9 protein-coding genes and 4 pseudogenes are annotated in these 10,905 nt (G+C 69.9%); 4 read left to right on the top strand and 9 right to left on the bottom strand.

All coding sequences use genetic code 11. From position 1 onward, the window contains the following. The 3 genes and pseudogenes from ABD879_RS30395 to ABD879_RS30385 form a co-directional block, all read right to left on the bottom strand. A pseudogene (locus ABD879_RS30395) lies at positions 1-187 on the bottom strand (cytochrome P450); the annotation flags it as partial. Further along, positions 184-1,551, bottom strand: a complete 1,368-nt coding sequence (locus tag ABD879_RS30390; RefSeq protein ID WP_345025174.1) for a cytochrome P450 family protein — start codon at positions 1,549-1,551, stop codon at positions 184-186. The gene ABD879_RS30390 and the pseudogene ABD879_RS30395, both read right to left, overlap by 4 nt. Positions 1,552-1,582: 31 nt before the next feature. Beyond that, positions 1,583-2,032 (bottom strand): hypothetical protein, encoded by a 450-nt coding sequence (locus tag ABD879_RS30385; protein ID WP_345025173.1) that lies wholly within the window; start codon positions 2,030-2,032, stop codon positions 1,583-1,585. A 351-nt stretch (positions 2,033-2,383) separates the two neighbouring features. Between ABD879_RS30385 and ABD879_RS30380 the strand changes: the two genes are divergently transcribed. Together ABD879_RS30380 and ABD879_RS30375 are read left to right on the top strand one after the other, a co-directional pair. Next, complete coding sequence (locus ABD879_RS30380) at positions 2,384-3,787, top strand: helix-turn-helix transcriptional regulator (RefSeq protein ID WP_345025172.1); 1,404 nt, start codon at positions 2,384-2,386, stop codon at positions 3,785-3,787. Between the two features lie 56 nt (positions 3,788-3,843). Continuing rightward, entirely contained in the window at positions 3,844-4,698 is an 855-nt protein-coding gene (locus ABD879_RS30375; RefSeq protein ID WP_345025171.1) for an aminoglycoside phosphotransferase family protein, read from the top strand. A gap of 193 nt (positions 4,699-4,891) precedes the next feature. On the opposite strand, the gene ABD879_RS30370 is transcribed toward ABD879_RS30375, so the two are convergent. Further along, a complete protein-coding gene (locus tag ABD879_RS30370; protein WP_345025170.1) occupies positions 4,892-5,269 on the bottom strand; it encodes a nucleoside-triphosphatase in 378 nt (125 codons plus the stop codon). Next, positions 5,256-5,444: pseudogene (locus tag ABD879_RS33085) on the bottom strand (nucleoside-triphosphatase); the annotation flags it as partial. The gene ABD879_RS30370 and the pseudogene ABD879_RS33085, both read right to left, overlap by 14 nt. A gap of 354 nt (positions 5,445-5,798) precedes the next feature. Here ABD879_RS33085 and ABD879_RS30365 point away from each other — a divergent pair. Both ABD879_RS30365 and ABD879_RS30360 read left to right on the top strand, forming a co-directional pair. Beyond that, positions 5,799-6,359 (top strand): GNAT family N-acetyltransferase, encoded by a 561-nt coding sequence (locus ABD879_RS30365; protein ID WP_345025169.1) that lies wholly within the window; start codon positions 5,799-5,801, stop codon positions 6,357-6,359. Between the two features lie 527 nt (positions 6,360-6,886). Beyond that, on the top strand, positions 6,887-7,462 hold the full coding sequence (locus ABD879_RS30360; protein ID WP_345025168.1) for a GNAT family N-acetyltransferase: 576 nt from the start codon (positions 6,887-6,889) through the stop codon (positions 7,460-7,462). Positions 7,463-8,199: 737 nt separating this feature from the next. Here ABD879_RS30360 and ABD879_RS30355 read toward each other — a convergent pair. The 4 genes and pseudogenes from ABD879_RS30355 to ABD879_RS30340 all read right to left on the bottom strand — a co-directional run. Next, positions 8,200-9,273: a methyltransferase domain-containing protein gene (locus ABD879_RS30355; RefSeq protein ID WP_345025167.1), complete on the bottom strand. Its 1,074-nt coding sequence runs from the start codon at positions 9,271-9,273 to the stop codon at positions 8,200-8,202. A 55-nt stretch (positions 9,274-9,328) separates the two neighbouring features. After that, a pseudogene (locus ABD879_RS30350) lies at positions 9,329-10,287 on the bottom strand (IS481 family transposase). A 61-nt stretch (positions 10,288-10,348) separates the two neighbouring features. Next, on the bottom strand, positions 10,349-10,507 hold the full coding sequence (locus ABD879_RS30345) for a hypothetical protein (RefSeq protein WP_345025166.1): 159 nt from the start codon (positions 10,505-10,507) through the stop codon (positions 10,349-10,351). A 66-nt stretch (positions 10,508-10,573) separates the two neighbouring features. Next, positions 10,574-10,905: pseudogene (locus tag ABD879_RS30340) on the bottom strand (methyltransferase, FxLD system); the annotation flags it as partial.

The raw sequence follows: 10,905 nt of genomic DNA, 5'->3' as shown, positions 1-10,905 counted from the left end.
GCTTCACGGGTTCACGCAGGCGTTGGTGCTCGACGCCGTCGGCGGTGAACATGTTGCGGGGTGCGACCCAGGAAATCAGCGGCCAGTCCGCAGGGACCCGCCCGTCCGTCCACAGGCGCCAGTGGTCCGGGTTCTTGCTGATGGTGGAGTCGGCCAACACGGCCCGCGCAGCGCGGTTGCCGGTCACCGCCCACGCCGGGACGTCCCCCGGGAGCGCGATCCGAACAACCGGGCCCATCCGCCGGAGCCGCGCGGTGATGGAGCCGTCGAGGTCGGACCGAACGGGAAGCGGCCAGGGCTCTGCTGCCATGTGGGACTGCCTTCCTGAGCCGGATACGAGACGGGGGAGCGCGGGGTGAACTCGACGTCGAGCCGGTCGAGTGCGCGGGCGAACGGCGACCGCCGCCAGACGACCTGCTCGGCGGGCACAGCCAGACGCAGGTCCGGCAGCTCGCGCACCAGGGTGGTCACCGCGGTCTGCGCGATCGCCAGCGCGTGCTGGTCGGCCGGGCAGCGGTGTTCCCCGACGCCGAAAGCGGGGTAGGCGCGGTTGTGGAGCGGACGGCCGTGGTCCTGGTGGATCCGCTGTCCGGCGGGACCCAGCCCGAGCAGCACCAGCGTGCCCCGCAGAATGGTGACGCCGTCGATGGTGACGTCGCGGCGGGCGACCACAGGCGGGTAGTGCGCGATCGGCGGCCGCGCCCACAGGGTGCGGTGCACGGCGCCCTCCACGGTCAGCTCCGCGGTGCGCAGCGCTTCTCGGGCCTGCGAGTCGGTGAGGAGCAGGTGCACGGTGTTGGCGATCAGGTCGGCTGCGGGCTGGCTGCCCGCCCCGACCGTCAGCACCAGCGTGGCAACGATCTCCTCATGGCGCAGGGTGCCGGACGACGCGAGCAGTCCCGCGGTGAGCGGGCCGCGGGCGTGGCCGCGCGAGTGCCGCCGGACGGTGCCGTCCATCAGCCGCACCAGGTCGTCGGCGGCCCGCGCGGCATCGCCGTCGGCGTCCCAGATCCGCCGCATGATGTCGGGCAGCCGCCACCGGTCCACCGCATCCAGCCCGAACAGCCAGCTCATCGCCATCAGCGGCAGCACCACCGCGTACTCGCCGACCAGCTCGGCCCGGCCGTGCTCGGCGAACCGACCGATCAGATCCATGGCGGCCTGCTCGACGCGGGCCCGCAGCTCCCGCATGCCGACGCGTCGCAGTGCGGTGTCGAACGGCGCGCGCAACCGGCTGTGTTCAAAGTCTTCGGCGAACAGCATGTTCGGCCGCTGGGCGACCATCGCCGCGGTCTCCGAGTCCGGGCGGATCAGACCGGCGGACCAGGCGGACCACTGACTCGTCCGGCGCGTCCAGGTGGCGCCGGCGTCCCGGGAGATGACCAGGATCAGGTCGTAATCCAACACGAGCACCGCACGGACACCGGGCTCGATCTCCACCCACGCCACCCGCCCGTCGGCGCGCAGTCTCTCGTAAGCGGTCTCGGGATCGGTGTGGAACGCCTGGTTGTACAGCCGCGCGAACGGCGGCACCTCGCGTGCGCCACCCACTGGCTGAGCTTCACTCCCGCTGTATCGCTCGTCAACCACGGCCCGCACCTCGTGCGGTTGTCGCGTCGGGCTGGGCGGCCGCGGATTGGAGTCCCTGCGCCAGAAGGACGGGGTCGGTGAGGACCACGTCACCGGCGAGGGCGACGAGGGGTGGCTGGGGCCAGTGCGGTACCGGCAGGTCGCATCGCGCGGTCGAGTCGGCCACGGGCTGGCCCTCGGCCATGCAGGGGCCGTCCACGGTGGGCGCCGGCACCGGGACCGGGCCGTCGGACAGGCAGACGGTGCCAGGCACCGCCCAGGTGGCGCCGGTGCCGACCGGCACCAGGAACGACAGGGTTCCTTCGGCCGGGTCGCAGATCACAGGCCAGCCGCCGACCTCGATGCCCATGCTCCGGGCGAACCCGCGCGCGATCACCGCCTGCCCGAGCCTTCCGGGGACGCGAACCGCTTCCCAGCGGCGGCCAGTGGGCAGCAGCGCCACGTCTCGGGTCCGATCCCGCACCACCTGCTCGGGGATCCGGTCCGCACCGACCAGCCACCGGGAGATGAGGGTGCTCTCCGATGCGGCGTCTCGCCGTCGACCACCGGTGCTTGGCACGGCCCCGTATTGATCCGGCTGCGACATGATCTGTTTTCCTCAGATGGGTGGGCGGGCAAGTTGTCCCCGTAGATTGGCGCCGGTCAACGACGATGTGGAGAGCGTTCAACCGGTCGTTGAAGGGGCGTTTCGACTACTGGTCGTTTCCTGGTCGTTTCAGGCGACCAGGCGTACCGCCTGGTATGTGCGGTCGACACTGTGTGATGGTCAGTGTTCGGAGAGGCAGATGGCGTCATGAGCGGTCCGCACGGCACGCCGCGCCCCGGGGTGAGGCCACGTCCCGGGCTGGCCGCGGCTCGTAAACGCCTGGGAATGACACAGGAGCAGGCGGCTGAGGCAGCCGGTGTCTCGACTACGACATGGGCCCGATGGGAGCAGGGCACGCAGGACCTGCGCGCGAACTCGCGTGCCCGGCTCGTCGAACTGTTCGGCGTCAGCCCGGAGGAGGTCGACCGATGGGTCGACGGCGAACAATTCGAGTCCGTTGCGCCATGGCTGTCCAGCGGGGCGGGATACGCCTCAATGGCGGTTACCGTGGAATCCTGCGTTGAATTGTGGAGGTGGGACGTGGATCCTGCACGGCGCCGCATCCTGGCCTCGATGCCCTTCGTCCCGGCGGTGCTGGGCGAGTGGCTGCTGTCGTGGAGGCTCGACCCGGGCGACGAGACGCGTGCGCGTACAGGGTCCGGGCCTTCCGTCGGAGTCGAGGATGTGCAGCGCATCCAGCAGGCGCACACAGCGTTCGACCAGATGGACCGCCAGTTCGGTGGCGGGTTGGTGCGTCCGGCCGTGGTTGCCTATCTCGACGACCAGGTCACGCCGTTGCTGAACGGCAAGTACACCGATGAGGTCGGCGGCCAACTGGTCACGGCGGCAGCCCTCATGACCGCTCTGGCCGGATGGGAGGCGTTCGACCTCGGCATGCAGGGGCTGGCCCAGATGCACTACGGCCAGGCGTTGAAACTCGCCAAGGCGGCCGACGACGAGCTGACCGCCGCGAGAGTGCTGTCGATCATGGCTCAGCAGGCGATCGACCTCGATCAGCCGCAGTGGGCCGTCCGGCTGGCTGCGGCCGCGCACCGGGCCGGATTGCAGGCGCAGGCGCCTCCGCGGGTCGTGGCGATGCTGTTGCTGCGGGAGGCGACGGCCGCCGCGCTGAGCGTGGCCTCCGCCGACAATCGCGATGCGCACACCGAGAAGCGGGTGCGCCGACTCGTCAGCTCCGCCGAGACGACCTTCGCGAAGGCCGGCCCGAACGACGAGGAGCCGGCGTGGATCATGTACTTCGGTCCCGCCGAGTTCGCCGCGCAGGCGGGTTACTGCTGGCAGCTGATCGGCGATCACAAGAGCGCCATCGCCTGCGCCGAGACCGCCGTACGCGGGTTCGGGTCCCGTTTTCCGCGGGCGGCGCAGTTCAACACGGTGCATGTGGCCACGTCCCGCCTCGGACTGGGCGAGCTGGACGGAGCACTGGAATCGGCGAAAGCAGCGATCCCCATGGCCAACACGTTGACTTCCCGCCGCTCCCTGGACTTGGTGAAGGCGTTCGACGCGAAGCTCGGTCCGTACAGGGGCGAGCAGAAGGTCAAGGAGTGGCGTGACTACATGCGAGCCGAGCTGCGCACCACAGGTTCGTGACCGTGCCACCCGAGCTCGATCGCTCCCCGGCCCCGATAGAGAAGGTTTGCGCGGCAGTGGGGCTGGACGCCCGCGGGGCGGTACCGCTGCACAGGCGCGCGAACACGGTGTACGCACTCCCCGACGCCGGCGCTGTCGTCAGACTGCGTTTCACCCACGGCAGTCCGGAATGGAGACGACGACTGGCCAACTCTGTTCAGGTGACACGCTGGCTGGCCGAGCAGGGATTCCCGACGATCACGCCTCTGGACATCCCGCAGCCGGTCTCCGTCAACGGTTGGGTGGCAACGTTCTGGCGGCAGGAGACAGTGGAGGAACCTGCGCTGGCGGCCGACGTCGCCGACCTCGCCCGCATCCTGCGCCGCCTGCATTCGCTGCCGCCTCCCCCTGTCGAACTTCCCGCGACGGATCCGCTCGGGTCACTGCCGACCGACCTCGACCGGAACCGCGCCGCGCTGACTGGGGAGGAGTACGACTGGCTTCTCAACCGCTGCGCCGAGATCGCAGCAGAGTACCCCGGCGCCACGATGCCACCAGAGCTTGATCATGGCCTGATACACGGCGATGCCCACCTGGGCAACCTCATACCCGTCGCCGGGGCCTTCCTGCTCGCGGACTGGGACTCCGTCAGCGTCGGCCCGCGGGCCCAAGACCTCATCCCCACGCTGCATCGCGTGCTCCATCTCGGTTACCCCCGCACCGACTGGCTTGACCTCTGCTCCGCTTACGGGGTCGACCCGTCCCTTGAGCACCACCCGGGAATCCGACTTCTGCAAAAGGCCCGCGAGGTACGCTCTCTGGCCGCTTACATTCGCCGGGCCGCGCATCCCGATGTGCGGCGGGAACTGACGAAGCGGCTGCGGACGCTGATGACCGGCGATGGCTCCGTGTGGCGCGCTGTGACAGTGTGATCCCCGGTCACCCGGCAGCCGGAGAGCGCTTCTTTCGCGGGTAGTCGACGGCGCCGCAGACCAGCCCGAGCCTGCGATGCGGTTCGACCGGTTTCGCGGAGAGGGGCGGCGGGCAGGCGCAGGTCGGGGTAGGGCAGCGCGTTGTAGTCACTGCGCCGTTCCAGCGCGGCCCGTTCGCTGTCCGCCTTGATCTTCATGGCGGACACGCGAGGTCAGCGATGAGCCGGGAGGCCACTCTCGCCGCCAGGGAGTCCCGGTTCGTCTCCGAAACCGTGACGAGTTCGATGTCCTCGCGCGCTTTGAGATCGTCGAGTAGGGGGTGAGGTGCGAGCTGGGCCGTTGCCACGAGCGGGTGCGGTGAGGCGAGCAGCTTCTCCAGTCGGCTGACGAACGCGTCGGAGAACAGTTCCATACGGCCGATCTCGTCCACAACGATCACGTCGGCATGGGCTGCCGCGCAGTCCAGGGCGGGCAAGGCGATCTGCTCGAAGGTGGACACGTTGACGTGGTAGCGGCCCACGCGGGGGGCCGTCTGTCCAGTTCTGGTGTGCGATGAGTGCTGCCGGCCCATCGATCTCTGTTGTCGTGAAGCCCACGCGGCGGCCGTTCTTACGGACCTCGGCCGTCACGATGCCTCCCGGCCGCAGGCCCGCCTCCTTCAGCCGTTCGGTCAGTTCGTCCACCACGGTGGTCTTGCCGACACGCGGCGCCCCGGTGAGGAAGATGCGGGGAGACGACGCCTTCACGGTGCCAGTTTCCAGCCTGCCCCGGGTAGAGGCCAGCTGACCGAGAGAGCGCCGCCAGGGACCGCCGGTGTCGCCCGGTCGGCTGTGCGCGATGCCTGAGCGGTCGACGCGCCGGTGGTCGACCGATACCCGGTGCCCGCCATGCGCAGCCGGGCCGGCGAACGGGTCCGTGCCGCCTGGTCCACTGCCCAACGGGTCGGTATGCCCCAGATGCCAGGTGATGCAAGCTCAACGGCGACGGCGCGGCTGCGGTCCTCGCCCGAGTACTGGAGCTGCCGCCCACGCTGGCGATCAAGGCGTTCACAGCAGTCCCTTTCCCCTGCGACATGGCTGTCGGGGCGTTAGCTTCAGGGCATGTTCCCGGTCTCGATCACCGATGAGCGCGGCGTCATGCTGCGCGAGTTCACCGCTGACGACGTCGACGCCGTGCTGGCGGTGTACGGCGATCCGAAAGTGACCGAGCATCTGTCCTTCGAGCCGCGCACTCGGGACCAGGTCAAAGCGACTCTCGACTCCGTGACGGCGGCCGCGCGGGTCGAGCCGCGCACGGAGTACTCGCTTGCAGTCGTCCACGGTGGTGAGGTCATCGGGGTCGCCCGCCTGGCCGTCGACACTCAGCATCCCGGTCAGTCCAGCGGTCAGCTGGGGTTCGCGCTGCGTGCCTCGCACTGGGGCCGGGGGCTTGGTGCCGCCACGGTTCGGCTGCTGCTGCGTCTGGGGTTCGACGAACTGGGGTTGTACCGGCTCTGGGGTGCGCGCAGCCCCGAGAACGTGGTGTCGGCTCGGCTGATGACGGCTCTGGGGATGGTCGAGGAAGGCCGGATTCGCGGGCACATCCGCGTTCGGGGCCGGTGGCGGGACTCGGTGGTTCATTCGATCCTCGCCGACGAGTGGCAGGCCGACCAACAGCGCTAAGAACGATCCCCACGGCTCGGTTGTCCAAGGGCGTCTTCATCCTCCTCCAAGGCGCCTGCTTGATGACCGCGATCAGTTCCCCCAGGCCCGGAACTATGCCCTTGGCCTCAACTCCGTCGTGCGCATACTTCCCACCCCTAGTTCAGAGACAACGTCGGGTTGATGCCGCCCGCTGGCCCTGCTGCGCCCAGCAGTACCGCCTCGACCGCCACCGGCACTTGGTCGGCACCCGGCGCAGCTCCTGCAGGTCTCGGTCATGGCGTGTGACAGTGCTGTGGGGGCACGACGTGCTCCCAGCCCATGAGCCAGGTCGCGGCCAACCCGAGCGGCTTCCCTGGCATCGAGCCATGGACGCGCTCCCCAGCGGTGCTCAGGCGGGGCGAGGCCGCGAGGTGTTTTCAGTGGCACTGGAGGGGCCAGTGGCATCAGCACGGGTGCTGCACGTGTTGCGGCCAGTTCGGCGGCACGGCTGCGGCGAGGAGTTCGAGCCGTGGCCACCACGCTGACCGTCAAGTAGCGTGCCGACCATGGGCGACCATGTGGAGCTGACCTTCCGCCGCTTCGATGCCGAGCAGGCACAGGGCATTCGCGACGTCGTCGAACGGATCTACCGCGACTCCTATACCGAGGCGATTGCATCGGGGGATCCGTTCGACTCGGTCGACCGGTTCATGCACCGCTTCGACGCCTACACCAGCCGCTCGAACGGATTCGACCTCGTCGTCGCCTACGCTGGTGAGGGAGAACCGGTGGGGCAGACGTGGGGGTGGCCGCTCGGGCCGGACAGCGGCTGGTGGTCCTCCTTGCAGGAGGAACCGGAGGAAGGGTTCACCCGGGAGGACGGCAGGCGGACGTTCGCCCTGTCGGAGATCATGGTGCGGCAGGACTGGACCGGTAAGGGCATCGCTCACGCCCTGCACGATGAGCTGTTGCGCCACCGGCCGGAAACGCGAGCCACTCTGCTGGTGGAGCCCGACAACACCACCGCCTACCGGGCGTATGTGGGCTGGGGGTGGAGGCGTGTCACCCAGCTGCGGCCGGGGTGGCCGGATGCGCCGACCTTCGACGTCTTGATGCTGGACCTTCCTCTCAGCTCAAGGTGATCCCATCCGCCGCCGCTTCGATGCGCTGCAGCGATCTCCATGGCCTATCTGGTGGTGCTTTCAGGCTGATGGCTGGTTGAGGGTTTGCGTATCCAACTGAATGAAAACTGGGGTTCGTCGACGTAGACTCCCAGGTCAGCAAGTGTCGGCCCCGCGCACGCGGGGATGGTCCTCTCAGAGCGGCGGGTCGGCGGGGCGAGACGCCGTCGGCCCCGCGCACGCGGGGATGGTCCGACCTCAACGAGAGTCCTCTCGGGCGGGCGACTGTCGGCCCCGCGCACGCGGGGATGGTCCTGTTCTTGGCGGCGTTTATGTCCCGGTCGTGCCGTCGGCCCCGCGCACGCGGGGATGGTCCCTCCTCGCCGGACAGGATGGTCGCATCGTGGACGTCGGCCCCGCGCACGCGGGGATGGTCCCCACGGCGGCATCAGCGGCCTGTCCCGGGACACGTTGGCCCCGCGTACGCGGGGCCGTTTTGTGGCCCAGGGGTATTTAGAGGTTGCTCGCCCTCGCCTTCCCGATCCGTATGAAGGCGAAGGCGGCGGAGCCCAGCCGAGGTGCAGGCATCCGAACGAGATCACCGTGAGCGTTGATTCGCTGGCGGTCCTGGGCTCATACCTTGCCGGTCCCGTTGCAACCCGGGCAGGGGCGCTCCTCCTGCCGGTTGTCGTTGTTGAAGGTCTGCTTGCCCGTGCCGTTGCACATGAGCAGGTCACCTTCTTGCTGTGCTTGCCCACCTACTGCTCCCGGATGAGACGGTCGGGACGGTCAAGCCATACGTGCGTGCCGCCGGGAGTCACCGACAGGCCGAAGCGGTCCTTGTCCGGACGCCCCCATGCCACCCAGCGGTGGTAGGCCGCTTCGATCTCGTCCCACAGGTTGCGTGGTCCGCTCTGGCTGACCTCCGCCCCGGGCCGGTCGGGAGCGGCGACGACGAGTGCGTGCGAGTCGCCCTGGCGTGCGCCCAGCCGGTAGGTGCCGTCCGCGTTGGTGAAGCCGCCGCCCGAGACGCCGGGCAGCAGCCCGGCGATCGCCACGGCTAGGCCGTCACTTGCCGCCGCGAGCTCGCGTGGGTCAAGGGAGGTCCGTGTTTCGCGCGGTACTGCGGTGAGCGGCGCCGCAACCGGACGCTGGTCGCGCATGAGCATGAAGGCGCACCGGTCTCCGATAGGTCCTGAGGCGGTCCCGTCGGCGGTGACGGTGAGCCGGACCAGGTGGCCGGTGGTCCAGCCGGGCATCCACGGGGCGACGATGACGCCGCCCGGCCGGGTCTGCTCCACCCAGGCGTACGGGACGGTGGCCACGCCGCAGGTGACGTGCACCCGGTCGTAAGGCGCGGCCGGCTCGAAGCCGTCTGCGCCGTCAGCGACGAGCACGACCGGCGACAGCCCGGCGGCGGCGAGGTTGGCGCGCGCCTGTTCGGCCAGGGCGGCGTCGACCTCGACGGTGACGACGTCGGCCCCCAGGTGGGTCAGCAGCCCCGCGGTCCATCCGGTGCCGGTGCCGATCTCCAGCACCTTGTCGCCGATGCGCGCGTCCAGCAGTTCCAGCATCTGGCTCACCAGACTCGGTGCCGAGCAAGAGCATGTGGCCATCGCGGCGGGGTCGGCGTCGCTTTTGGCGGCCATGTCGACGGCGCCGTCGTCGAGCTGGGTGACGATCGCCCGGTCGTCGTTGACGGCCTGCCACCACCGGTCGGGGTCGGCGGTCCGGTCGATCCAGGAGTCCGGGTCGTCCACGACCGCGCCCACCAGGGCGATGTCCGGGACGAACAGGTGCCGGGGCACGGCCGAGACGAGGCTGTCGGGCACGAGGACGTCACCTCCGGCAGGAGGGGGCACTCCTGAAGATAGCGGGCTTGCTCTTCTAAATGTTCTGTCCCGTGAGGTTGGGAACGCGACTGGCTGGTGGGAGGCCGTCGGGTGCGGTGTGGCCGCGGTGATGGTTGTACATGTGCAGTCAGGGCGCGAGCGTGACGTGGCGTTCGGTCTCGGGGCGTAGGGCGGGCGTAGGCCCGTTCGTCCGGCAGGGTGCGGTGGTAGCGCTCGACTTTGCCGTTGGTCTGCAGCCGGAACGGGCGGGTGCGTTTGCAGGCGATGCGGGCTGCGGCCAGGAGGTCGCGCCGCAGACGCGAGCGGTGGCACGAGCCGTTGTCGGTCAGTACGCGGCAGACAGTGGTTCCGGCGTCGGTGAAGAAGGCCTGGGCGCGTTGCCGGAACGCGGCGGCGGTGTGCTTGCGTTCGTCGGGCAGGATCTCGGTGCAGGCCGGGTGGGAGTGGTCGTCGATGGCGGTGTGCAGGTACCCGTGGCCCAGCATGGGCTTGCCGCCGCGCCGATCCGGGGTCGCGGTGCGCCGGGCGGTTGAGGTTGCCCACCGTCCGGCCGTGGACGCGGTGGCCGCCGTCGGCGGGGATGTTGCCGGGTTTCTTGACGTTCAGGTGCACCAGGTCGCCGGGCGCGGGGTGTTCGTAGCGGCGGATCGGGCGGCCGGTGACGCGGTCCAGGTGGGCCGGTGGCGGGCAGCCGTAGCGGGTCAGGAGGCGGTGCACCGTGGAGGGGGCCGGCCGAGCCGGTGGCGGACACGGACGCGTACGATGCGGCGCTCGAGGTGGCGGGGTGTGCGCCGGGGCCGGTGCGCGGACGGCTGGGACGGTCGCTCATGCCTGCAGCGCCTTGGGCACGGTAGCGGTCGGCCCAGCGTTTAGCGGTGGTGGCCGAGACCTGGAACCGTTCGGCGGCACGCCGCAGCGGTCGGCCTTCGTCCATGACAGGCGGGCCAGGCGCAGACGGCCCGGCTCGGTCAGCGGGGCGTTACGGTGGGGCATGAGGACCTCCCGGCGGGTGGTGCGAATCTTGGTCGACTCACACCACGTCAGGAGGTCCTCCCTATTCCAAGCTCATCTGACTGTGTCGCCGTCTGAGCTTCTGCGCGCCCTCGCGGGCGACGGGCCAGCCGCGGACGCGCATGTCCAGCACGAACTCCTCCTCTGCGGCCTCGGACCGGTCGCCGGCCAGTTCGGTGGCGTCCAGGGTAAGGGGGGCCATCAGCTCACTCCTCACACACTTCGGGGTGAAAGGTCGGGTGCTCTCTGGTTCGCCCGGTCGGGCCGGTCAGCTCGACGGGAGCCAGGAGATCGAGACGGCGCCATGCCGCTTTCGCAGCACCACCGAGTACTCGGGAAGCCGGGGGACGGCGCTGCCAGTCGGCCAGAACCCGAACGTGGGCACGCGGTGACGGCCGTTGCGATCCCACGCCTGGATCTGCTCGACAACAGCGGTGGCCGCGTCCTGGCCGTGGACGCCGTAGGCGGTGGCACCGAATTCCACGCCGGCGCCGTCCATCGCCGGACGCACGGCCAGGTAGGCGAGGGAGTCCCCACGCACGCCGCCGAACGGGAACCACGTCTTGCCCATCTCGGCCGCCAGGGCGGTGTCCGGGTCAG

It is taken from the genome of Actinomadura keratinilytica, assembly GCF_039539665.1.
Taxonomy (GTDB): domain Bacteria; phylum Actinomycetota; class Actinomycetes; order Streptosporangiales; family Streptosporangiaceae; genus Spirillospora; species Spirillospora keratinilytica.
This window is presented reverse-complemented; position numbering and strand designations above follow the sequence as displayed.

What these genes read in the sequence shown, in the direction of transcription:
- ABD879_RS30365 (WP_345025169.1), top strand. Translation starts at nt 5,799, where the DNA reads ATGTTCCCGGTCTCGATCACCGATGAGCGCGGCGTCATGCTGCGCGAG.
- ABD879_RS30360 (WP_345025168.1), top strand. Translation starts at nt 6,887, where the DNA reads ATGGGCGACCATGTGGAGCTGACCTTCCGCCGCTTCGATGCCGAGCAG.
- ABD879_RS30345 (WP_345025166.1), bottom strand. Translation starts at nt 10,507, where the DNA reads ATGGCCCCCCTTACCCTGGACGCCACCGAACTGGCCGGCGACCGGTCC.
- ABD879_RS30380 (WP_345025172.1), top strand. Translation starts at nt 2,384, where the DNA reads ATGAGCGGTCCGCACGGCACGCCGCGCCCCGGGGTGAGGCCACGTCCC.
- ABD879_RS30370 (WP_345025170.1), bottom strand. Translation starts at nt 5,269, where the DNA reads ATGGGCCGGCAGCACTCATCGCACACCAGAACTGGACAGACGGCCCCC.